This window comes from Pseudarthrobacter arbutini (assembly GCF_054510915.1).
Genome location: NZ_JBTNDQ010000002.1, coordinates 136,841 through 160,177, shown reverse-complemented (window position 1 = coordinate 160,177; position 23,337 = coordinate 136,841). Strand labels below are relative to the sequence as shown.

The following is a 23,337-nucleotide window of genomic DNA, read 5'->3' as shown; positions in this document are numbered from 1 at the left end:
CTGGGGATGGCAAATGGCCGGACCCTCATCGGCCTCCCAAATCCGTCCTGGAGGTGCGATGCTTTTCGGTTTGATGACCCGGCTGCTGGCTGGCCACAAAGGCGCCGTGACCGCGATCGTTGCTCTCCAGCTTGTCCAGACCGCAGGCAACCTGCTGCTGCCCACCATCAACGCTGCCATCATCGACGACGGCATCGTTGCGGGGAATACGCCGGAAATCTTCCGCTTGGGCACTGTCATGGTCCTGATAGCTGCGGTCCAGGCGTCGGCAGCCATCGCCGCGGGCTACTTCGGGGCAGTGGTTGCCATGAAGCTCGGGCACCAGCTGCGCGGCGAGGTCTTCGCCAGGATCCAGTCGCTTTCTTCCCAGGAAATGGCAGCCTTCGGCACGCAAAGCCTCGTTACCAGGGCCACGAACGACACCCAGCAGATCCAGTCGTTCGCCGTCCTGGTCTTCACCATGCTGGTGGCGGCCCCCGTGATGGCGGCCGGGGGCGTCTTACTGGCGTGGCAGCAGGACATGGTGCTTTCAAGCGTTGTGATGGTCATCATGCCAATACTTCTGCTCATCATGTATCTCATCGTCCGGCGCCTCGTTCCCCTGTACCGGCAGGGGCAGGAGCTCCTGGACCGAACAGGGGAGCTCTTTCGTGAGCAGATCATCGGCGCGAATGTGATCCGCGCCTTCGTCCGGCAGGGACACGAAACACGCCGGTTTGCGAAGACCAACAGCAGCCTCACGGGAAACAACCTTCAGTCGTCGCTGCTCGTGGCCGGCATGCTGCCGCTGATCATGATTGTGGTCAACCTGTCGTCGGTGGCCGTGGTGTGGTTCGGTGGTCACCGGGTTTACGACGGCGGGATGAAGATTGGTGCCCTCACGGCCTTTATCGCCTACATCCTGCAGATTCTCCTGGCAATCATGATGGCCATGTACGTGTTCATGACGGCTCCGCGGGCCGCTGCCTGCGCAGAACGGCTGGGTGCCGTACTCGACGCAAAACCGTCAGTCCAGGACCACAAGGCGCCCCAAGAGACCCGCCATGGGAGCTCCCTGGAGGGCGGCAGCGTCACGTTCAGGAACGTCAGCTTCTCCTACCCCGGCGCCGAAAATCCGGTACTGGAAGACATCAGCTTCACAGTCCGACCAGGAACCACTGTTGCCATCGTCGGCTCAACAGGGAGCGGCAAGTCGACACTCCTGAGCCTGGTGCCCCGGTTCCTGGACGCCACGGCCGGAACCATCAGCATCAGCGGCCAGAACATCTGCTCGATGCCCCTGGACCTCCTTCGCCGGACCATGGCGGTGGTGCCGCAACTGTCGCACCTCTTCTCCGGAACCATCGCCGACAACCTGCGCGTCGCAGCTCCGGAGGCAACCGAGGGCCAGCTTTGGGAAGCCATGGAGACAGCCCAGGCCGCCGGCTTCGTCCGTGCGCTGCCGCGGGGGATGGACACGGAGGTCGGGCAAGGCGGAACGAACCTCTCCGGCGGCCAGCGGCAGCGTCTCTGCATAGCGCGGGCCCTCCTGCGGAGGGTCCCCGTCTATCTCTTTGACGACAGCTTTTCTGCGCTGGACTTCGCCACCGAGGCCCGGGTCCGGGATGCCCTGGAGATTGCCCTTGAGGGTGCAGTGGTCATTGTCGTGGCGGAACGGATCTCCACTGCTGCCGGAGCGGGCCAGATCCTGGTGCTCGACGACGGCCGGCTGGTTGCCCAGGGAACACACCTGCAACTGCTCGAGACGTCCGCCACTTACCGGGAAATCGCCGAGTCCCAACTGGCGCTGGACGACGCGCCATGACCGCTTCGCCCGGCGCCGGGGCGTCCGAAGGATTCTGGCCCACAGCCCGCCGGGTCCTCGCGTTGCTGCGCCCGTCCAGGGGGCGGATGCTGGGTGCAGTTGCGGCCACCTGCGCTTTTGTTGCCCTCAACGTCGCGGCACCGCACTACCTCGGTGATGCCACCGATGTGGTGGTGGATGGGGTCTACAGCGGAGCGCTCGACGGGCAGCGCCTGGGACTCCTGCTGGCCGCCGTTGCCGCGATGTACATCGGCGCTTCGCTGTTCAACTGGATCCAGGGAGCGCTGACGGCCAGCGCGGTTCACGGCCTGATGTATCGCCTCCGGGCATCGGTTGAAGACAAGCTGCACCGGCTTCCTTCCACGTACTTCCAAGAGCAGTCCAGGGGTGATGTCCTGAGCCGCGTCACCAATGACATCGACAATATTTCGCAAGCGCTCAGCCAGGTCCTCACGCAGCTGATCATGTCTGTCCTGATGCTGTGCGGTGCCTTGGCCATGATGTTGTGGATCTCGCCCCTCCTGGCCCTGATCGCGCTTGTTTCGGTGCCCTTGTCCACCCTTATCACCGTTATGGTGGCCCGGAAGTCCCAAGCGCATTTTGCCCGCCAGTGGACCGAAACGGGTGAGTTGAACGCGCACGTGGAGGAGTTTGTCACCGGGCACGAGGTTATTAAGGCCTTCGGGTACCAGGACCAGGCAGCGGCAGTCTTCAAGGCAAGCAACGACCGCCTGGCCCGGGCGTCCGCACGGGCCCAGTATTCATCCGGCATTGTCCAGCCGTTGATGGTCCTTATTGCCAATATCAACTACATCGCGGTGGCGGTGGTGGGGGCGCTCCAGGTCACCACGGGGGCCATGACCATCGGCGGGATCCAGGCGTTCATCCAGTTCAGCCGGCTTTTCACCCAGCCTGTGGGCCAGATCGGCGGCATGCTCAACGTCATCCAGTCCTGCGTGGCTTCGGCGCGCCGTGTGTTCGACCTGCTCGACGCCGCGGAGATACCTGCCGAGCCCGAAAGTGACGGTCACAAACCCGGTCAGGAAGGGCGGATTGTGTTCAGTGATGTCACCTTCGGCTATGCCCGGGCTGACCCTGTGGTCCGTGGACTGTCGTTCACGGTGGAACCGGGCCGGACGGTCGCGATTGTCGGGCACACGGGCGCCGGCAAGACCACCGTTGTCAACCTGCTCATGCGGTTCTATGAGGTCGACGCCGGCAGGATCACCATCGGGGGTACCGACATTGCTGACATTCCGCGGGACGTCCTGCGCCAGGGATTCGGCGTGGTGCTGCAGGATGCCTGGCTGTTTTCCGGCACCATCAGGGAGAACATCGAATACGGCCGGCCAGGAGCCACGGCTGCGGAGATCACTGCGGCAGCCGAGGCGAGCCACATGGACCACCTCATCAGGTCGCTGCCGGCCGGCTACGACACGATGCTGGGCAACGGGGGAGAGCCGCTGAGCCAGGGGCAGCGCCAGCTGATCGCCATTGCCCGGGCGCAGTTGGCGGACCGCACTGTGCTGGTCCTGGATGAGGCCACCAGTTCAGTGGATTCCCGGACCGAGGTCCTGATCCGCCAGGCCATGCAGAGGTTGCGCCGTGGAAAAACAAGCTTTGTGATCGCCCACCGTTTGTCCACGGTCCGGGACGCTGATCTAATTCTGGTCATGGACCACGGACGCATTGCAGAGCAGGGAACCCATCGAACCCTCCTGGCGGCCAACGGCCGCTATGCACGGCTCTACAACGCCCAGTTCGCCGGACGCCCGGGCCGCGCCGGCACGTTGGAGGCCGGACGATGACAACAGCTGGTCCGTTCCCCGGAACCTGGAAGCCCAACCAGTCCAGCACGGTGGCACTGTTTGAGCAGCTGCGCCTGCATGTGATCCGCCTTGCGGACAGCGGGGCCCTTCCGCCGGGAACCAAGCTGCCGGCGGTGCGGACCCTGGCGGGGCTGCTCGACGTCGCGCCCCACACGGTGGCCAGGGCGTACAAGGAGCTGGAGGCAGCCGGTGTCGTGGCCACGAAGGGCAGGAACGGCACTGTGGTGTGCGCGCGTGATGAGCGGGCGGATGCGCTCTCCCTGGCCGCCAACTCCTATGCGTCAGTGGCCAAGGCCCAAGGTGCCACCTTTGCGGAAGCAGTCCAGCTGCTGGCGGCAGCCTACGACGCCGACTAGCCGGACCCCGCATGGATATTCGAAGAAGTTTTCGATTAGCATTAGTGGGTGCCTAAAGCCGTAGCTGAAGAAACAGCAGTCGAATCCGTCCCCGTCGCCGTTCCCCAGGCCCCAGCCACGCCTGCCCGGCCAGACCTCTCCCGCCTTGTGGTCAAAGGGGCGCGCGAGCATAACCTGCGCAACGTGGACTTGGATCTGCCCCGTGATGCCATGATCGTTTTCACCGGGCTGTCCGGTTCCGGGAAGTCGTCCCTGGCGTTCGACACAATCTTCGCCGAGGGCCAGCGGCGCTACGTTGAGTCCCTGTCGGCCTATGCCCGCCAGTTCCTCGGCCAGGTGGACAAGCCGGACGTCGATTTCATCGAGGGGCTCTCGCCGGCGGTATCGATTGACCAGAAGTCCACCAGCAAGAACCCCCGGTCCACGGTTGGCACCATCACCGAAATTTATGACTACATGCGATTGCTGTGGGCACGCGTGGGACGGCCGCATTGCCCGGTCTGTGGCGAGGTTGTGGCCCGGCAGACTCCGCAGCAGATCGTGGACCAGCTGCTTGAGCTTGACGAAGGCACGCGATTCCAGGTCCTGGCGCCGGTGGTGCGGGGGCGCAAGGGCGAGTTCGTGGACCTCTTCAAGGAGCTGACCGCCAAGGGCTATTCGCGTGCCCGGGTGGACGGTGAGCTGATCCAGCTGAGCGAGCCGCCCAAACTCGGCAAGCAGTTCAAGCACACCATTGAGGTGGTGGTGGACCGCCTGGTGGTTAAGGAAGGCATCAGCCAGCGCCTCACGGACTCCGTTGAAACGGCGCTTGGCCTGGCCGAAGGCCGGGTGCTGGCCGAGTTCGTCGATCTGGACGCAGCCGCGCCGGGACGGCTGCGGGCATTTTCCGAGAACCTCGCCTGCCCTAACGAACATCCCCTGGCCATCGATGAAATCGAGCCGCGGTCCTTCTCCTTCAACAACCCATTCGGCGCCTGTTCCGCGTGCAGCGGCATCGGTACACGGCTCGAGGTTGACGAAGAACTGATCATTCCGAATCCTGAGCTGTCGTTGTCCGAGGGCGCCATCGCGCCATGGTCACTTGGCACCGCAACAACCGAGTATTGGAACCGCCTGCTCGAAGGGCTGTCCAAGGAGCTTGGCTTCTCCATGGACACACCCTGGGAGAAGCTGGGCAACGACGTCCGCCAGACCGTCCTGCACGGCAAGGACCACAAGGTGGTTGTCCAGTACAAGAACCGCTTCGGACGCGAACGTAAATACAGCACCGGCTTCGAAGGTGCCATCCAGTACGTCCACCGCAAGCACGGTGAGACGGACTCCGAGTGGGCGCGCGACCGCTACGAAGAGTACATGCGGCAGATCGCTTGCCCCGCGTGCAATGGCGCCCGGCTCAACCCCGCCTCGCTGTCCGTCCTGATCAACGGCAAGTCCATCGCCGACGTGGCCGGCATGCCCATGCGCGTGTGCGCGGACTTCCTGAACAACCTGGTCCTCACCGGCCGCGAGGCCCAGATCGCCCACCAGGTGCTCAAGGAAATACAGGCCCGGCTGACCTTCCTGCTCGACGTCGGGCTGGAATACCTGAATCTCGAGCGCCCCTCCGCCACCTTGTCCGGCGGCGAAGCGCAGCGGATCAGGCTCGCCACCCAGATCGGTTCCGGCCTCGTGGGCGTCCTGTACGTCCTGGACGAGCCCTCCATCGGACTCCACCAGCGCGACAACCGCCGGCTTATTGACACCCTGACCCGGCTCCGGGACATGGGAAACACCCTCATCGTTGTGGAGCACGATGAGGACACCATCCAGGTGGCGGACTGGATCGTGGACATCGGGCCCGGCGCAGGCGAGCACGGCGGCCAGGTGGTGCACTCCGGTTCGTACCAGGATCTCCTGGCCAACACCAACTCACTGACCGGCGATTACCTGTCCGGCCGCAAAAAGATCGACATCCCCAAGAAGCGGCGCAAATACGACAAGAAGCGTGAGCTGAAGGTCGTCGGGGCGCGTGAAAACAACCTGGTCAACGTTGATGCGGCCTTCCCCCTGGGCCTGTTCACCGCCGTGACCGGCGTCAGCGGCTCCGGCAAATCCACCCTGGTCAACGAGATCCTCTACAAGGTGCTGGCCAACAAGCTCAACGGCGCCAAACAGGTGGCCGGACGCCACAAGAGCGTCATGGGCCTGGAGCACCTGGACAAGGTGGTGCACGTGGACCAGAGCCCTATCGGGCGCACCCCACGCTCCAACCCGGCCACGTACACCGGCGTCTTTGATAACATCCGCAAGCTCTTCGCCGAGACCACCGAGGCCAAGGTCCGTGGCTACCTGCCAGGCCGGTTCTCCTTCAACGTCAAGGGCGGGCGCTGCGAAGCCTGCGCAGGGGACGGCACGCTGAAGATCGAAATGAACTTCCTGCCGGACGTCTACGTGCCCTGCGAGGTGTGCCACGGCGCACGGTACAACCGCGAAACCCTCGAAGTCCACTACAAGGGCAAGACCATTGCGGATGTGCTCAACATGCCCATCGAAGAAGGTGCGGAGTTCTTCGCTGCCTTCTCCCCGATCGCCCGGCACCTGAACACCCTCGTGGACGTGGGCCTCGGCTACGTACGGCTGGGACAGCCGGCAACCACCCTCTCCGGCGGCGAGGCCCAGCGTGTCAAGCTCGCCGCGGAACTGCAGAAGCGCTCCAACGGACGCAGTGTGTATGTTCTCGACGAGCCCACCACGGGCCTGCACTTCGAGGACATCCGCAAGCTCCTGATGGTCCTTCAAAGTCTGGTGGACAAGGGCAACACGGTGATCACCATCGAACACAACCTGGACGTCATCAAGAGCGCCGACTGGATCGTGGATCTTGGCCCGGACGGTGGTTCGGGCGGCGGCCAGATCGTGGCCACCGGCACGCCCGAGCAGGTATCGAAATCCACCAAGGGCCATACGGCATCCTTCCTCGCGGAAATACTGGGCTAAGCGGTTGGCCTCCGATGACGTATGCCGTGTCGGGCATGCGAGTTTCAGGCATGCTCGGTGTCGTGAGAAACTAAGCCGGTGACTCAAACAACAGTGCCCGTGATCTTTGACCTGGACGGCACTCTTGTCGATCCGGCCGGCGGAATATCCGGCGGAATCGCAGCAGCCCTTGCCGCCGCAGGTCTGCCGGTTCCTGGCCAGGACGTCCTGAACTCGATGATCGGCCCCAAACTCAGCGACGCACTCCAGAGTGTCTGCAAGGTTCCGGCCGAGATGCTTGACGAGGTCATCCGGACGTACCGGCAGTACTACCTGGCCACTGGGATAGCCCAGAGCCGGCTGTACCCCGGGATCAGGGAAGCGCTGGAGACCTTCGCGGCCGAAGGCAGGCCAGTGGCCGTCGCCACGCAGAAGCCCGAAGGGCTGGCCCAGATCGTGCTGCGCCACCACGGCATCGCCAACCTGTTCCAGTCCATCAGGGGTTCGGCAGACAACGAATCGTCAACGGACGGTCCGGTGGGGAAGGCAGACATCATCGCCGCGGCCCTGACGGACCTCTCCACGCAGCACGCCGTTATGGTGGGTGACCGCGCCCAGGATGTGGCGGGAGCCATCGCGAACGGGCTGGACTGCATCGGCGTGGGCTGGGGTTTCGCTCCCGACGGGGAACTCGAGGAAGCCGGGGCCGTCACCGTGGTGGACACCACCGCGGGCATGGTTGCCGCCATCGGGCGCCTCGAAGCCATCCACGCTGCCGCGATGAGTGAGGTGCGCAACGATGGCGCTGTTTGAGGCGGTCCGCTGGACATTTCGCGGGCTCGTCGCGGGCACCTGCCGGCCCACCGTCGTCGGCCTTGAAAACGTCCCAAAAGAGGGGCCCTTCATTGTGGCCCCGAACCATCTTTCCTTCTTTGACAGCGTCATTGTCCAGGCACTGATGCCGCGGCCCGTGGCCTTCTTCGCCAAAGCCGAGTACTTCACCACCGGTGGCGTGAAGGGCAGGGTCATGAAATCCTTTTTTGAGTCCGTGGGTTCCATCCCGGTGGAGCGCGGCGAGCAGGCAGCAAGCGTCCAGGCGCTCAAAACCCTCCTGGACATCCTCGAAGCGGGCAAAGGCATCGGCATCTACCCCGAGGGCACGCGCTCACGGGACGGTATTCTCTACCGCGGCCGCACCGGCGTGGGCTGGCTTGCACTGGCAACCGGAGCTCCCGTGATCCCGGTCGGACTGATCGGGACGGAGAACCTGCAGCCGGCCGGTGAGAAGGGCTTCAAGCCGCATCACTTCACCATGAAGGTGGGGGAGCCCCTGTATTTCGACAAGACCGGCCCGGATCATTCGCTGCCGGCGCGGCGGCAGGTAACGGACCGCATCATGGATGCGATCGCCGAACTCAGCGGCCAGGAACGCTCCACCAGCTACAACCAGAGCAAGGCCGCGGACTAGGCGTTAGTAGAATGAAGTAGTGGCAGATCCAGCAAGTTACAGGCCCCAGACGGGTGAAATTCCCACCAACCCCGGGGTGTACCGGTTCCGCGATCCCCACGGCCGGGTCATCTACGTCGGCAAAGCCAAAAGCCTTCGCTCCCGCCTGAACTCCTACTTCGCGAATCCGGCGGGCCTGCTGCCCAAAACCCACGCAATGGTTCACACGGCCAGCAGTGTCGAATGGACAGTGGTGGGCAGCGAGCTGGAGTCGCTGCAGCTTGAATACACCTGGATCAAGGAATACAAGCCACGCTTCAACGTGGTCTTCCGCGACGACAAAACCTATCCGTACCTGGCCCTCACCATGAGCGAGAAGCTCCCCAGGGTCCAGGTCATGCGGGGGGACCGCCGCAAGGGCACCCGGTACTTCGGCCCGTACACGGCCGGCGCGATCCGGGAAACCATGGACACCTTGCTGCGGGTTTTCCCCGTCCGCAGCTGCAGTGCCGGCGTCCTCAAACGGGCCCAGGCGAGCGGCCGGCCGTGCCTGCTGGGCTACATCGATAAATGCTCCGCCCCGTGTGTTGGCCGGGTGACTCCCGAGGAACACCGGGCCCTGGCGGAGGACTTCTGCGCGTTTATGGGCGGCGAGGCCAAGCGTTTCATCACCAAACTCGAAAAGCAGATGGCCGACGCCGTTGGCACCCTCGACTACGAGCGTGCGGCGAGGCTCCGTGATGACATCTCCGCCCTTCGGAAGGTCTTTGAGCGGAACGCCGTGGTGCTCGCCGACGATACCGAAGCCGATGTCTTCGCACTGCACGAGGACGAGTTGGAGGCTGCCGTCCAGGTGTTCCACGTCAGGGGTGGCCGGATCCGTGGCCAGCGCGGCTGGGTGGTGGAAAAAGTGGAGGACGCCACCACCCCGGATCTGGTGGAACACCTGCTGCAGCAGGTCTACGGCGACGACGGCGACAGCCATGGCAGGCTGCCCCGCGAAGTCCTGGTGCCCGTCGAACCCAGCAACGCCGCCGAGCTGACGGAATGGCTCGGCGGCTTGCGCGGAGCCAAGGTGGATGTCAGGGTGCCGCAACGCGGCGACAAGGCCGCGCTCATGTCCACCGTCCGTGAAAACGCCGAGCACGCGCTCAAACTGCATAAGACCCGCCGCGCCGGGGACCTCACCGTGCGCTCCCAGGCACTGCAGGAGCTGCAGGAAGCCCTGGACCTGCCCGTGGCGCTCCTGCGGATCGAATGCTTCGACGTCTCCCACGTCCAGGGCACCAACGTCGTGGCGTCCATGGTGGTGGTCGAGGACGGACTGCCCAAGAAGTCCGATTACCGAAAATTCTCCGTCACCGGGGCAGCCGCGGCAGATGACACCGCCGCCATGCACGATGTCCTGACGCGGCGCTTCCGGCACTACCTGCAGGACAAGTCGGCGCAGGTCGAAGCGTCCGCCCTGCCAGGGCACCAAGCCGCCTTGGAAGCGGCCGCCGATGCGGCCATCCTGGACACCACGACTGCGGCGCCGCGGGCGAAGTTCGCGTACCCGCCCAACCTGGTGGTGGTCGACGGCGGCAAGCCCCAGGTGAACGCCGCAGCCCGGGCGCTGGCGGATCTTGGCATTGAGGATGTCTACGTGGTGGGCCTGGCCAAACGCCTTGAGGAAGTCTGGCTGCCGGACAGCGACTTCCCCGTGATCCTGCCCAGGACGTCCCAGGGACTCTATCTGCTGCAGCGGATCCGTGACGAAGCCCACCGCTTCGCCATCACCTTCCACCGGCAGAAGCGCGGCAAGGCCATGACCGTCTCGGCGCTGGACGGAGTGCCGGGCCTTGGCGAGTCCAAACGCAAGGCCCTGCTCACCCACTTCGGATCCGTCAAAGGCGTGAAAGCCGCCACCGCGGCCGAGCTCACGGCGGCCAAGGGCATTGGACCATCCCTTGCCAACGCCATCGTGGCCCACTTCAGCGGCGACGACACGGCCGGCGACGCGCTTCCGGCCGTGAATATGGCCACCGGCGAAATCATTGAAACCTAGGTAGGGTAAGGAACGCAGGTTTCCGCCATTGCGGGCGCCTGCCTTCATCTGGACAGAAACGGGGCGGAACGAATGGCAGACTCTACGGCGGAATCCGGGACGGAGCAGGACGGGCTGACGCCGGTCAAGCCCCTCGAAGCGGAACTGCTGGTGGTCACCGGTATGTCAGGGGCGGGACGCAGCACCGCCGCGGACGCACTTGAGGACCATGGCTGGTATGTCGTGGAAAACCTGCCGCCGCAGATGCTCGGCACCCTGGCCGAGATTGTCTCCCACGCTCCGCAGTCCATTCCGCGGCTGGCCGTGGTGATGGATGTCCGCAGCAAAGGCCTCTTTGTAGACGTCCGTGCGGCCCTGGGGGCCCTCGCCGCCAGTGGTGTCAAGTTCCGGGTCCTTTTCCTCGACGCCAAAGACGACGTCCTGGTCCGCCGGTTCGAGCAGGGCCGCAGGCCCCATCCGCTCCAGGAAGGCGGCCGCATCCTCGACGGCATTGCAGCCGAACGGGAGGTGCTGAAGGAACTGCGCGACAGCTCCGACGTCGTACTGGATACCTCGACCTACAACGTCCACGCCCTGGCTACCGCCATCACGGAACTCTTTAGCGAGACCGGCCCGGTGGCACTGCGGCTCAACGTCATGAGCTTTGGCTTCAAGTACGGCCTGCCGGTGGATTCCAACTACGTTGCTGACGTCCGGTTCATCCCGAATCCGCACTGGGTCCCGCAGCTGCGCCCGCATACGGGCCTGGATAAGGACGTCAGCGATTACGTCCTCGAGGCGGAAGGTGTAAAGAACTTCGTGGACCGCTATGTCCTGGCGCTCGAGCCCGTCCTGGACGGCTACCGGCGCGAAAACAAGCACTACGCCACCATCGCCGTCGGCTGTACCGGCGGCAAGCACCGGTCCGTGGCCGTCGCCGTCGAGCTTTCCAAGAAACTGGCACAGTATCCGCGCGTGACCGTGACCACCACCCATCGGGATCTGGGCCGCGAGTAATGGGGATGTTCACCGGGCCCCTCCCGCTCGTACCGGTTTCCAGCGGAACGGCCGCCGGCCAGCAGGACAAGGGCCCCAACGTCGTGGCGCTCGGCGGCGGGCACGGACTGTCCGCTTCGCTGTCGGCGCTGCGGCTGCTCACCTCCGAGCTGACCGCCATTGTCACTGTGGCTGACGACGGCGGGTCTTCAGGGCGTCTGCGCGACGAGTACGGCGTCCTGCCGCCCGGAGACCTGCGCATGGCGCTCTCCGCCTTGTGCGATGACACGGACTGGGGACGCACCTGGCGCGACGTGATGCAGCACCGTTTCCGGCCCGGCCAGGGCAGCGGCGGATCGCTGGACGAGCATGCAATGGGCAACCTGCTCATCGTCACCCTTTGGGAACTGCTGGGCGACACCGTGGCCGGCTTGAAGTGGGCCGGCGCCCTGCTCGGTGCCCGTGGACAGGTCCTGCCCATGTCCACCGTTCCGCTGACCATTGAAGGTGACATCCGCGTCACTGCACCTGACGGCACGTTCGCGCTTCAGACAATCCGTGGGCAAGCGCGGTGCGCCGTTGCCGGCTCGCTGGAGCACGTCCGGCTCCTGCCCGAACAGGCGCCGGCCTGCGTTGAAGCCCTGACAGCCATCGAACTGGCTGACTGGGTCATCCTGGGGCCGGGGTCCTGGTACACGTCCGTGCTGCCGCACCTGCTGCTCCCGGAAATGCGTGACGCCCTGAGTGCCACAGCCGCAAAACGCTGTCTCACCATGAACCTGGCCACGGACACCAAGGAGACCACCGGCATGTCGGCGGCGGACCACCTGTACGCACTGCGCCGGTATGCGCCGGACTTCAGCGTCGACGTTGTCCTGGCGGATCCCGCGTCGGTGCCGGACCGGCAGGAGTTCGAGAAAGCCGCCGGGATGATCGGCGCCGAGGTTGTCTTGGGTAAAGTGGGGGCGTCGGGCCGCCGACCCGTCCATGACCCCCTGCGTCTGGCAGCGGCGTACCACGACATTTTTGGGAACAGTTAGGAAGGTGCCATGGCACTGACATCATCGGTCAAGGAAGAACTGTCCCGTCTGGACATCAAGAAATCTTCAGTCCGCAAGGCAGAGGTCTCGGCCATGCTGCGCTTCGCCGGCGGCCTGCACATCATCTCTGGCCGGATCGTGATCGAAGCCGAGGTTGACCTCGCATCCACGGCGCGTAGGCTGCGGGCAGCCATCGCTGAGGTTTACGGCCACCAGAGCGAGATCATCGTTGTCTCCGGCGGCGGACTGCGCCGCGGCAGCCGGTACGTGGTGCGGGTAGTCCGCGACGGCGAGTCCCTGGCCCGGCAGACAGGCCTCCTGGACGGCCGCGGCCGGCCGGTGCGGGGGCTTCCCTCGGCCGTCGTCAACGGCTCGGCTGCCGACGCCGAGGCCGTGTGGCGTGGTGCGTTCCTGGCCCACGGGTCCCTCACGGAACCGGGCCGTTCGTCATCGCTGGAGGTCACCTGCCCGGGCCCCGAGTCCGCGCTTGCCCTCGTTGGTGCCGCCCGCCGTCTTGGCATCCAGGCCAAAGCCCGCGAAGTCAGGGGAGTGGACCGGGTGGTGATCCGCGACGGCGACACCATCGCCGCCCTGCTCATCCGCATGGGCGCCCACGATGCCCTGATGGTCTGGGAAGAGCGCCGGATGCGCAAGGAAGTCAGGGCCACGGCCAACCGGCTGGCCAACTTTGACGACGCCAACCTGCGGCGCTCCGCCCAGGCGGCCGTGGCCGCCGGAGCCAGGGTGGACCGGGCACTGGAGATCCTGGGCGACGACGTCCCGGACCACCTCAAATACGCCGGCGAACTCCGGGTGGCCCACAAACAGGCGAGCCTGGACGAGCTGGGGCGCCTGGCAGATCCGGTAATGACCAAGGACGCCATCGCCGGCCGCATCCGCCGGCTTCTGGCCATGGCGGATAAGCGGGCCATAGATTTGGGGATCCCTGGCACTGATGCCAATGTGACGCCTGAGATGCTGGACGAGTAGCGGCGCCCCTAGAATCAGAGCGTTCACCCTGATCTTCCGGATGCCAGTCATCCGGATGCACAATCCGAGAGTTACAACCCGGACAGACCGTCCACGACATTGGAGGATTTTGTGACCGAGTACGTACTGCCAGAACTCAGCTACGACTACGCGGCGCTTGAGCCGCACATTTCGGCGCGCATCATGGAGCTGCACCACAGCAAGCACCACGCTGCCTACGTTGCAGGTGCCAACAACGCCCTTGCCCAGCTGGCAGAGGCGCGCGACAAGGGCGATTTCGCCAACATCAACCGCCTTTCCAAGGACCTCGCATTCCACACCGGCGGCCACATCAACCACTCGGTGTTCTGGAACAACCTGTCACCGGACGGCGGCGACAAGCCTGAGGGCGAGCTGGCAGCTGCCATCGACGACGCCTTCGGTTCCTTCGACGCCTTCCGCGCACAGTTCTCCGCGGCTGCCCTTGGCCTGCAGGGATCGGGCTGGGGCTTCCTGGCCTACGAGCCGATCGGTGGCAACCTGGTCATCGAGCAGCTCTACGACCAGCAGGGCAACGTGGCTCTCGGCACCACGCCGCTGCTGATGCTGGACATGTGGGAGCACGCCTTCTACCTGGACTACGTCAACGTCAAGGCTGACTACGTCAAGGCCTTCTGGAACATCGTCAACTGGGCCGATGTCGCCAAGCGCTTCGATGCAGCACGCACCAACGCCACGGGCCTCATCACCCTGCCGTAGTGACCCGCAGTATATGAGCGTGTAACAAACTTCACATTTCGGCGTGATTTCGGCCGGAATGTGGAAGGTCCGCCCCCGCACTTGCGGGGGCGGACCTACTTAAACGTAAGATGGATCACGGAAGGCGGTCTGCCTTCAGCAATGTGGCTGGTCGCCCTCCGATCTGTTAATCATCTCTGCCCAATGGCGTGCGGGATCTGTTAGTTGGCTTCAATGCCCGCTCAACTAGTTTGTGCTTAATCAAGCACCAAGGAGACTGAACAAGTGACGACCCGTATTGGTATCAACGGCTTCGGCCGCATCGGCCGCAACTACTTCCGCGCAGCCCTCGCGCAGGGCGCGGACCTGGAGATCGTTGCCGTCAACGACCTCACCAGCCCTGAGGCACTGGCCCACCTGCTTAAGTACGACTCCGTCGGCGGCCGCCTGAAGGAAACCGTTGAGGTCAAGGACGGCAACATTGTTGTCGACGGCAACGTCATCAAGGTCCTCGCCGAACGCGATCCCGCCAACCTGCCCTGGGGCGAGTTGGGCGTTGACATCGTCATCGAGTCCACCGGCTTCTTCACCAAGGCCGCTGCCGCGCAGAAGCACATCGACGCAGGCGCCAAGAAGGTCCTGATCTCCGCACCTGCCTCCGACGAGGACATCACCATCGTGATGGGCGTCAACGAGGGCCTGTACGACAACGCGGCGCACAACATCATTTCCAACGCGTCCTGCACCACCAACTGCCTGGGCCCGCTGGCCAAGGTCCTCAACGACACCTTCGGCATCGAGCGTGGCCTGATGACCACCATCCACGCCTACACGGCTGACCAGAACCTGCAGGACGGCCCGCACAACGACCTCCGCCGTGCCCGTGCCGCCGCCATCAACATGGTCCCCACCTCCACGGGTGCGGCCAAGGCGATCGGCCTGGTCCTGCCCGAGCTCAAGGGCAAGCTGGACGGCTTCGCCATCCGCGTGCCCGTCCCCACCGGCTCGGCCACCGACCTCACCGTCACGGTCTCCCGCGAGACCACCGTCGAGGAAGTCAACGCGGCGCTGAAGAAGGCTTCGGAGTCCGACGAGTTCCAGGGCGTCCTGACCTACACGGACGCACCGATCGTGTCCTCGGACATCGTCGGGGACCCGGCGTCGTCGATCTTCGACTCCGGCCTGACCAAGGTCATCGGCAACCAGGTCAAGGTTGTTTCCTGGTATGACAACGAATGGGGCTACTCCAACCGCCTCGTGGACCTCACGGAGCTCGTCGCAGCCAAGCTGGGCTAGGGTTAGACACATGACATTCCACACCCTCAACGAACTGATCGCTGAAGGTGTCCGCGGGCGGTACATTCTTGTCAGAAGTGACCTGAATGTGCCGCTCGACGGCTCTACAGTGACTGACGACGGCCGCATCAAGGCCTCTCTGCCAGTACTGGGAAAGCTCACGGACGCCGGTGCCCGCGTGCTGGTAACAGCCCACCTCGGACGCCCCAAGGGCGCTCCGGAGGAAAAATACTCCCTCCGGCCTGCCGTAGCGCGGCTCGCCGAACTTGCCGCCTTCAAGGTTTCGCTCGCGCAGGACACCGTGGGCAGCTCCGCCAAGGAACTCGCCGCCTCGCTTCAGGAGGGCGAAGTCCTCGTCCTGGAGAACGTGCGCTTCGACGCCCGGGAGACCAGCAAGGACGACGCCGAACGCGGCACCTTCGCGGACGAACTGGTGGCCCTGACCGGGGCCAACGGCGCCTACGTTGACGACGCCTTTGGTGCCGTGCACCGCAAGCACGCCAGTGTCTACGACGTCGCCACCCGGCTCCCGTCCTACCAGGGCGACCTTGTGCACACCGAGGTGGAGGTGCTGCGGAAGCTGACAGCTGACACGCAGCGGCCCTACGTGGTGGTGCTCGGCGGCTCTAAGGTGTCCGACAAGCTGGCGGTCATCGACAACCTCATCGGCAAAGCCGACACCATCCTGGTGGGCGGCGGCATGCTCTTCACGTTCCTGGCAGCAGAGGGCCACAGCGTGGCCGGCAGCCTCCTGGAAGAAGACCAGATCCCGGTTGTACAGGACTACCTGAAACGGGCTGCCGGTGCAGGCACCGACTTCATTGTGCCCACCGACGTTTTGGTGGCCGGTAAGTTCGCGGCCGACGCTGACTACGAGACTGTCCCCGCGGACGGCATCGAGGGCAGCAGCTTCGGTGCCCAGGGCATCGGCCTGGACATTGGGCCGGACTCTGCAGCCGCTTTTGCGGACCGCATCAAGGGCGCCAAAACGGTGTTCTGGAACGGGCCCATGGGCGTCTTTGAGTTCGAAGCATTCTCCGGCGGAACCCGCGCCGTGGCCCAGGCCCTGACTGAGGTCGACGCGTTCACCGTGGTCGGCGGCGGCGACTCCGCTGCCGCCGTGCGGACGCTCGGTTTCGCTGACGACCAGTTCGGGCACATTTCCACCGGCGGCGGCGCCAGCCTGGAATATCTCGAAGGCAAGGAACTCCCGGGACTCAGCGTCCTGGACCGTTAGGAACCTGGACTGCCAAGTCCTCCGGCCGGCAGGGTGCCCGCGGGCACCCTGCCGGCCGCATACATATCAAGTACTTTTGGAGAACACGTGACTACGTCAACGAACGGCGCTTTTGACCGCACGCCTCTCATTGCAGGCAACTGGAAGATGAACATGGACCATGTCCAGGGCATCACCCTCCTGCAAAAACTGGCCTGGACCCTGTCCGACGCCAAGCACGACTACAACCGGGTTGAGGTGGCCGTCTTCCCGCCATTCACCGACCTCCGCGGCGTGCAGACCCTCGTCCAGGGCGATGAACTGGACATAGCCTACGGCGGCCAGGACCTCTCCCAGTTCGACTCGGGCGCCTACACGGGCGACACATCCGGCCAGTTCCTGAACAAGCTGGGCTGCCGCTACGTCCTGGTGGGGCACAGTGAACGCCGCACCATCCACCAGGAATCCGACGAAGTGCTCAACGCCAAGGTCAAGGCAGCGTTCAAGCACAGTGTCACTCCGGTCCTTTGCGTGGGGGAAGGCCTGGAAATCCGCCAGGCCGGCACGCATGTCGAGCACACGCTGACACAGCTCCGGGCGAACGTCGCCGGTTTGACGGCCGAGCAGGCGGCAGAGCTTGTGGTGGCCTACGAGCCCGTTTGGGCCATCGGCACCGGTGAAGTGGCCGGGCCGGAGGACGCCCAGGAAATGTGCGCCGCCATCCGCGCGGAACTGGCCACCCTCTTCGGCGATGACGTTGCGGCGAAGATCCGGCTGCTCTACGGCGGCTCGGTCAAGGCCAATAATGTCGCCGCGATCCTGAAGGAACGCGACGTCGACGGCGTGTTGGTCGGCGGGGCAAGCCTCGATCCCGCGGAGTTTGCTAATATTGTCAGGTTCGAGAGTCACCTGGTGACGGACTAGTCCGTCACGAAACTCCAGGCTCCCGCAATTCCAATCTTCTGAAAGGCCGTCGTGGACGTTCTTCATGTCATTCTGCAGATTCTCCTGGGCATCACCAGCCTTCTGCTGACCCTGCTTATCCTCCTCCACAAGGGCCGGGGTGGCGGGCTGTCGGACATGTTCGGCGGCGGTATGAGTTCCGGCCTCAGCTCCTCAGGCGTCGCGGAGAAGAACCTGAACAGGTTCACCGTGATCCTGGGCGTTACCTGGGGCATCGTGATCATCGCCCTTGGCCTAGTCATGCGCTTCAGCGGCGCAGGGGACTCATAGCTCCTGCAACTGATCGTCGCCCGGCACTGCCGCGATGGGGATCTCCGAACTAAACTGTGGCTGTTGGCTTCCAACAGCCACAGTTTTTTGTTTAAGCAGGCAGGAGTCCCGATGGTACATAGTGCGTCAGCGTTCCGCGGCACCCGCGTGGGTGTCACAGAAGGAGCCGGTCCCAAGAACCAGTCAGAAGCGGCCTCGGGCGAGAGGGTGCCCCGTATCAGGGTTTCCTTTTGGTGCGCCAAGGGGCATGAGACCCAGCTTGTCTTCCTGCGGTTGCCGGATGAACAGCTTCCCACGGTCTGGGACTGCCGGCGCTGCGGGGCTCCGGCATCACGGGACGGCAAGGAAGCCGACCTGCCGGACCCGCTGGACGAAGGCTTCAAGAGCCACCTTGAATACGTTAAAGAACGGCGCTCCGACCAGGACGCCGAAGCTGTCCTGGCCGGAGCGCTGGAAAAACTACGCGCCGGCGGCGTCCTTCCGGACGAGCTGCTGCGGGACGCGTGACGCTGCGTTTTCATCGATAAGCCACAGCGTGCGGGATGTTCCCCTCGGGCCGGCCGCCGGTACCTGTACCGGGTTGGCGCCCGCCAGTGCCAGGCCCACCGCGCCGGCCTTGTCCTCGCCGGCCACCACCATCCAGACCTCGGCAGCAGTGTTTATGGCGGGAAGCGTGAGCGAGATCCGCTGGGGTGGCGGCTTGGGGGAATTGCGGACGCCAACGACTGTCCGCTCCTTCTCCCGGATTCCGCCCTGCTCCGGGAAGAGCGAGGCTACGTGGGCGTCCGGGCCAACGCCCAGCAGCACAACGTCCAGCCGCGGCAGTACTCCCGGTTCGTCTGGACGGTCATCGGACATGTCGGCAGCGTGTTCGGCCTGGGCTGCTTCCCGGAGCCTGCGCGCGTAGTCCTCGGCGGCTTCTTCGGGCGTGTCGAAGTCATCCGAGGAGGCAGGCTGGTTGATCCTTGCAGGATCAACCGGAATGCTCGACAGGAGTGCAGCAAACGCCTGCCTGGTGTTCCGGTCGGGATGGTCCGCGGCAACAAAGCGCTCGTCACCCCACCAAAAGTTCACCTTGGACCAGTCGACGGCCGGCGCTGCCGGAGAATCGGCAACAGCCTTCAGCGTTCCGATGCCTACTGTGCCGCCGGTCAGCACCACCGTGGCCTCACCGTGCTTGTCCTGCACATCCACCAGCTTGGTGATCAGGCGGGCCGCAATGGCGGCCATCAGGACGGACGAATCAGGATGGATGCTAACTCTTGGCTCAACGCTCACTGGGTCGGACGCTCCTTAGATTGGTACGTGGCAGTCCAATAGTAATCACTTCGCCGAACACTTCGTCGGGGTCGAGGCGGCGGAGTTCCTCGGCGAGGCAGTCTTTGAGGCTGCGGCGTGGCAGGGAGATGCGTTGGGCGGGCTGTCCGGGCTGGGTGAGTTCGGCGACGGAGAGTCCGGGGCGGAAGAGCTGCACGTCGCCGGTGTGGCGGGTGAGCCTGACGCGGCGGATGCCGGTCCCGGCGGGGTCCGCGACGATGGTCACGGGCGCGTCCAGGGCCAGGGTAAGCCATGCTGCGAGCAGGATGGTGGATGGGGAGTCGGAGGCGCCTTCGACGGCCACGGCGGTCACAGGCGAGGAGTCCACCTGGTCCAGGACTGCCGCGAGCTGGATCCGCCAGTTGGTCAGCCGGGTCCAGGCGAGGTCGGTGTCGCCGGCCTTGTACGTGGCCCGGATGTTCTCCAGCGCGGCCTGGGGATCGGTTTCGTTGGCGGAGTCGGTGATCCGGCGGTGCGCGATCCGGCCCACGGAGGTTTCGCAGGCGTTCTCCGGTGCCCCGTGCGGCCACCAGGCCACGATCGGGGCGTCCGGCAGGAGCAGGGCCGCGACCAGGGATTCGCTTTCGTGGGCGAGCTCGCCGTAGCCGCGGAGCACGATGACCTCGGACGCGCCGGCGTCACCGCCCACCCGGATCTGCGCGTCGAGCCGGTTCGGGGCCTGGGCTCCGGCGTCGGCGAGGACGATGATCCGGCAGGGGTGTTCGCGGCTGGCCTCGTTCGCGGCCTCAATCGCTTCTTCCTCGAGCCCGGAGCGGGTCACGACCACGAGGGTCAGGACCCGGCCCAGCGCGATCACCCCGCCCTGCTCACGCAGGGAGGTGATCTTCTTGGAGATCTTCGAGGTGGTGGTGTCCGGCAGATCTACAATCATGGCCTTCTCCAGGTTCGTCCGTCGCGGGCCAGCAGTTCATCGGCCGAGGCAGGGCCCCAGGACCCCGGGGCGTAGGGCTCGGGCTGCTCAGCCAGGCCGGCCCAGTAGTCTTCAAAGGGATCCAGGATCTTCCAGGACAGCTCCACCTCCGCGTGCCGCGGGAACAGCGGCGGCTCGCCCAGGAGCACATCGAGGATGAGCCGTTCATAGGCTTCGGGGCTGGACTCGGTGAAGGAGTGCCCGTAGCCGAAGTCCATGGTCACGTCCCGGACTTCCATCTGCGTGCCCGGGACCTTGGACCCGAACCGGATCGTGGCGCCCTCATCGGGCTGGACCCGGATCACCACGGCGTTCTGACCGAAGTCATCCTCACCGTGGTCACGGAACAGCAGGTTCGGGGCGCGCTTGAACACCACCGCAATCTCGGTCACGCGCCGGCCCAGGCGCTTGCCCGCACGCAGGTAGAACGGCACACCGGACCAGCGGCGGGTATGGATGTCCACCCGGATCGCAGCGAACGTCTCGGTCTTCGAATCAGCCGGGATACCCTCTTCCTCCAGGTAGCCCTGGACCTGTTCCCCGCCCTGCCAGCCGCCGGCGAACTGCCCGCGCGCCGAGTGGGTGGAGAGGTCGTCCGGGAGCTTGACCGCGGCCAGGACCTTTTCCTTCTCCGCCCGCAGGTCATCGGCGTTGAAGGAAATAGGCTCCTCCATCGCCGTCAACGCCAGCAGCTGCAGGAGGTGGTTCTGGATGACATCGCGGGCCGCGCCCACACCGTCGTAATACCCGGCGCGGCCGCCCGTGCCGATGTCCTCGGCCATGGTGATCTGGACGTGGTCCACGTAGTTCGCGTTCCACAACGGTTCGAACAGCTGGTTCGCGAAACGCAGCGCCAGGATGTTCTGCACCGTTTCCTTACCCAGATAGTGGTCGATCCGGAACACCGCATCCGGCGGGAACACCGACTCCACAATGTCGTTCAACTGCCGGGCCGACTCAAGGTCATGCCCGAACGGCTTCTCAATCACTACCCGTCGCCACTTATCCCCGTCGCCCTGCGCGAGGCCGTGCTTGGACAGCTGACGGCAAACCTGCTCGAAGGCCTTCGGCGGGATAGAGAGGTAGAACGCGTGATTCCCGCGCGTTCCGCGCTGCTCATCGAGCTCATCGATGACCTCACCGAGCCGCTCGAAGGCGTCATCGTCGTCGAACTCGCCCTGGACAAAGCGGATACCCTCAGCGAGCTGGTTCCACACCGCCTCATCAAACGGCGTCCGTGAGTACGCCTTCACCGAGGCCTTCACCTCGGCGGCGAACTCCGCATCAGTCCAGGGACGGCGGCCGAAACCCACCAGCGCGAAACTCGGCGGCAGCAGGCCCCGGTTCGCGAGGTCATACACGGCCGGCATGAGCTTCTTACGGGCAAGGTCACCGGTCACTCCGAAGAGCACCAACGAGGACGGACCGGCAATCCGGTTCAGGCGGCGGTCGCGGGGATCCCGGAGCGGATTACGCCCTGATCGTCCGGAACGCGTCGCGGAATTCCTGCCGTTTTCAGTTTCTGGCATGTTTGCTGTTGAGCCTTAGTTTTCGGTGACGGAAGCTGACCGGGCTGCGAGTGCTGCAATGATCTCCTGCAGCTGTGCAACTCCGGCGGCGCGGTCGGTCAGGTGCAGTCGCAGGACGGGGCGGCCATGGCCGGCCAGGACCTGGGCGTCGCCCGCGGCCTGGGCGGAAATCAGTTCCCCGAACGTGAACGGACGGTCCGGGATGGCCAGGTCTTCCGCAGGAGCGGCCGTGACCTGGAGAAAGACTCCAATGGCGGGTCCGCCCTTGTGGAACTGCCCGGTGGAGTGCAGGAACCGCGGGCCCCAGCCGAACGTGACGGGACGGCCGCTGACGGCGGCAAGCGGGTCGCGGATGCCCTCCAGCTCTGCGAAGGCCAGCCGGTCAAAGTAGGCATGGACGCTGAGGTAGCTGTCGTCGTCGAGCGTTCCAAGGAGGGCGCCGACGGCTTCCTCCGCGGTGGCTGCCCCACGGAGCCAGTCACCGCCGCGGACCTCAATGGCGCCGTCCACGAAGGCGGCAGGGGTCGGTTCGGGCTGGGCATCCAGCAGGCCGCGGGCGGCAACCTTGGCTGCCTCCACGTCCGGCTGGTCATACGGGTTGATGCCCAGGAGGCGTCCGGCCACGGCAGTGGCGAACTCCCACACCATCATCTGGGTGGCCAGGCCGCCCGCGATGGCTACCTCATTGTCACCGAGTTCGACGTCGGCATCCGCGGCTACCAGCCGTACCACCAGGACGTCGGCGGCGCCGGAGGCGACCTCCGGCGACGTGGGTCCGGCAACCACCGGCAGGACGCCGGTGCCGAGCTTGCCGGTGGATTCGGCGATGAGCTGTTCGGCCCAGTCGGCGAAGCCCACAATGCCGGAGCCATCCTCGGCGATGACAATCTTGTTGCGCAGCGGGTTGGTTCCGCCCAGGGCTGTTCCGAGGGCAAGACCGATGTTCTCGGCGGCGTCCTCGTTCAGGATCTCGGCAGCTTCCTCGGCCTCATCCAGGAAGGCCTGGATATCCACACCGGCAAGGCCCGAGGGGACCAGCCCGAATGCGGTGAGGGCCGAGTAGCGGCCGCCCACGTTCGGATCAGCGTTGAAGACGGCGCGGTAGCCGGCCTCACGCGATGCCTTGTCCAGCGGGGAACCGGGATCGGTGACGATGATGATCCGGCTCTTCGCTTCGATGCCGGCCTCGGTGAAAGCGTGCTCGAAGATCCGGCGCTGGGAGTCGGTTTCCAGGGTTGAACCGGACTTGGATGAAACCACGATCGCGGTTTCGGCCAGCCGGTCTGCGAGGGCAGCACGGACCTGGTCGGGGTCGGTGCTGTCCAGCACTGTCAGCTCGACGCCAGCGGTGCCGGCGATGACCTCGGGAGCCAGCGAGGATCCGCCCATGCCGCAAAGCACGATGCGGGTCACGCCGTCAGCCTTGAGGGCATCACGGAGCTCGAGGATGCCGGCCACGAGGGCCTGTGAGACGGTGGCCGCCTCCACCCAACCGAGGCGGACAGCGGACTCGGCCTCGGCGTCGGGACCCCAGAGGGTGTGGTCCTTGGCGAAGATCCGGGTGGCGATGCGGTCCGCCACAAGGACGGGCAGGTGCTGCTCGAGTGCCTGCTGCGCGGCACCGGTGGCGTCGTAGCTGAGAGTGCTCATAGCGG

20 protein-coding genes are annotated in these 23,337 nt (G+C 65.1%); 16 read left to right on the top strand and 4 right to left on the bottom strand.

Going from position 1 to position 23,337, the window contains the following annotated elements; all coding sequences use genetic code 11:
• Nucleotides 1-58 precede the first annotated feature (58 nt).
• The 16 genes from ACX80V_RS02815 to ACX80V_RS02740 all read left to right on the top strand — a co-directional run bounded on the left by ACX80V_RS02815 (nucleotide 59) and on the right by ACX80V_RS02740 (nucleotide 18,412).
• The gene (locus ACX80V_RS02815; RefSeq protein ID WP_485841850.1) at nucleotides 59-1,804 is read left to right on the top strand and encodes an ABC transporter ATP-binding protein; all 1,746 of its coding nucleotides are present in this window, start codon (nucleotides 59-61) and stop codon (nucleotides 1,802-1,804) included.
• Complete coding sequence (locus ACX80V_RS02810; protein ID WP_485841849.1) at nucleotides 1,801-3,612, top strand: ABC transporter ATP-binding protein; 1,812 nt, start codon at nucleotides 1,801-1,803, stop codon at nucleotides 3,610-3,612. The genes ACX80V_RS02815 and ACX80V_RS02810 overlap by 4 nt, the downstream gene beginning before the upstream one ends.
• Nucleotides 3,609-3,989, top strand: coding sequence for a GntR family transcriptional regulator (locus tag ACX80V_RS02805; protein ID WP_056339746.1), 381 nt, complete (start codon nucleotides 3,609-3,611; stop codon nucleotides 3,987-3,989). The genes ACX80V_RS02810 and ACX80V_RS02805 overlap by 4 nt, the downstream gene beginning before the upstream one ends.
• A 48-nt stretch (nucleotides 3,990-4,037) precedes the next feature.
• Nucleotides 4,038-6,965 carry an excinuclease ABC subunit UvrA gene (gene uvrA, locus ACX80V_RS02800; RefSeq protein WP_485841848.1) on the top strand — a complete coding sequence of 976 codons (2,928 nt, stop codon included), beginning with the start codon at nucleotides 4,038-4,040 and terminating at the stop codon, nucleotides 6,963-6,965.
• 78 nt (nucleotides 6,966-7,043) lie between these two features.
• Nucleotides 7,044-7,757 carry an HAD hydrolase-like protein gene (locus tag ACX80V_RS02795; protein ID WP_058932528.1) on the top strand — a complete coding sequence of 238 codons (714 nt, stop codon included), beginning with the start codon at nucleotides 7,044-7,046 and terminating at the stop codon, nucleotides 7,755-7,757.
• Entirely contained in the window at nucleotides 7,744-8,412 is a 669-nt protein-coding gene (locus ACX80V_RS02790; RefSeq protein ID WP_485841847.1) for a lysophospholipid acyltransferase family protein, read from the top strand. The genes ACX80V_RS02795 and ACX80V_RS02790 overlap by 14 nt, the downstream gene beginning before the upstream one ends.
• Before the next feature lie 19 nt (nucleotides 8,413-8,431).
• On the top strand, nucleotides 8,432-10,438 hold the full coding sequence (gene uvrC / locus ACX80V_RS02785) for an excinuclease ABC subunit UvrC (RefSeq protein WP_485841846.1): 2,007 nt from the start codon (nucleotides 8,432-8,434) through the stop codon (nucleotides 10,436-10,438).
• A gap of 72 nt (nucleotides 10,439-10,510) precedes the next feature.
• Nucleotides 10,511-11,434, top strand: coding sequence for an RNase adapter RapZ (rapZ, locus tag ACX80V_RS02780; RefSeq protein ID WP_058932525.1), 924 nt, complete (start codon nucleotides 10,511-10,513; stop codon nucleotides 11,432-11,434).
• Nucleotides 11,434-12,453 (top strand): gluconeogenesis factor YvcK family protein, encoded by a 1,020-nt coding sequence (locus ACX80V_RS02775; RefSeq protein ID WP_485841845.1) that lies wholly within the window; start codon nucleotides 11,434-11,436, stop codon nucleotides 12,451-12,453. The genes rapZ and ACX80V_RS02775 overlap by 1 nt, the downstream gene beginning before the upstream one ends.
• 9 nt (nucleotides 12,454-12,462) lie before the next feature.
• Nucleotides 12,463-13,443 carry a DNA-binding protein WhiA gene (gene whiA, locus ACX80V_RS02770; RefSeq protein WP_056339766.1) on the top strand — a complete coding sequence of 327 codons (981 nt, stop codon included), beginning with the start codon at nucleotides 12,463-12,465 and terminating at the stop codon, nucleotides 13,441-13,443.
• A gap of 111 nt (nucleotides 13,444-13,554) precedes the next feature.
• Nucleotides 13,555-14,181: a superoxide dismutase gene (locus ACX80V_RS02765; protein ID WP_056339769.1), complete on the top strand. Its 627-nt coding sequence runs from the start codon at nucleotides 13,555-13,557 to the stop codon at nucleotides 14,179-14,181.
• A gap of 264 nt (nucleotides 14,182-14,445) precedes the next feature.
• Nucleotides 14,446-15,456, top strand: a complete 1,011-nt coding sequence (gap, locus tag ACX80V_RS02760; protein ID WP_485841844.1) for a type I glyceraldehyde-3-phosphate dehydrogenase — start codon at nucleotides 14,446-14,448, stop codon at nucleotides 15,454-15,456.
• A gap of 10 nt (nucleotides 15,457-15,466) precedes the next feature.
• Nucleotides 15,467-16,693, top strand: coding sequence for a phosphoglycerate kinase (locus ACX80V_RS02755; protein WP_485841843.1), 1,227 nt, complete (start codon nucleotides 15,467-15,469; stop codon nucleotides 16,691-16,693).
• An 87-nt stretch (nucleotides 16,694-16,780) separates the two neighbouring features.
• Complete coding sequence (gene tpiA / locus ACX80V_RS02750) at nucleotides 16,781-17,596, top strand: triose-phosphate isomerase (protein ID WP_141140574.1); 816 nt, start codon at nucleotides 16,781-16,783, stop codon at nucleotides 17,594-17,596.
• A gap of 51 nt (nucleotides 17,597-17,647) precedes the next feature.
• Complete coding sequence (gene secG, locus ACX80V_RS02745; protein ID WP_485841842.1) at nucleotides 17,648-17,905, top strand: preprotein translocase subunit SecG; 258 nt, start codon at nucleotides 17,648-17,650, stop codon at nucleotides 17,903-17,905.
• A gap of 111 nt (nucleotides 17,906-18,016) precedes the next feature.
• Nucleotides 18,017-18,412: an RNA polymerase-binding protein RbpA gene (locus ACX80V_RS02740; protein ID WP_056339784.1), complete on the top strand. Its 396-nt coding sequence runs from the start codon at nucleotides 18,017-18,019 to the stop codon at nucleotides 18,410-18,412.
• Here the strand turns inward: ACX80V_RS02740 and pgl are convergent.
• Genes pgl through ACX80V_RS02720 form a run of 4 tightly spaced genes read right to left on the bottom strand, consistent with a single transcriptional unit; the run spans nucleotide 18,365 to nucleotide 23,332 of the window.
• Nucleotides 18,365-19,183: a 6-phosphogluconolactonase gene (pgl, locus tag ACX80V_RS02735; protein WP_056339787.1), complete on the bottom strand. Its 819-nt coding sequence runs from the start codon at nucleotides 19,181-19,183 to the stop codon at nucleotides 18,365-18,367. The two genes, ACX80V_RS02740 and pgl, sit on opposite strands and share 48 nt — an antisense overlap.
• Complete coding sequence (locus ACX80V_RS02730; RefSeq protein ID WP_248760673.1) at nucleotides 19,173-20,114, bottom strand: glucose-6-phosphate dehydrogenase assembly protein OpcA; 942 nt, start codon at nucleotides 20,112-20,114, stop codon at nucleotides 19,173-19,175. Before ACX80V_RS02730 ends, pgl begins: the two co-directional genes overlap by 11 nt.
• A complete protein-coding gene (zwf, locus tag ACX80V_RS02725) occupies nucleotides 20,111-21,682 on the bottom strand; it encodes a glucose-6-phosphate dehydrogenase (RefSeq protein WP_485841841.1) in 1,572 nt (523 codons plus the stop codon). The genes ACX80V_RS02730 and zwf overlap by 4 nt, the downstream gene beginning before the upstream one ends.
• 15 nt (nucleotides 21,683-21,697) lie before the next feature.
• Entirely contained in the window at nucleotides 21,698-23,332 is a 1,635-nt protein-coding gene (locus ACX80V_RS02720) for a phosphoglucose isomerase-related protein (RefSeq protein ID WP_485841840.1), read from the bottom strand.
• Nucleotides 23,333-23,337 lie beyond the last annotated feature (5 nt).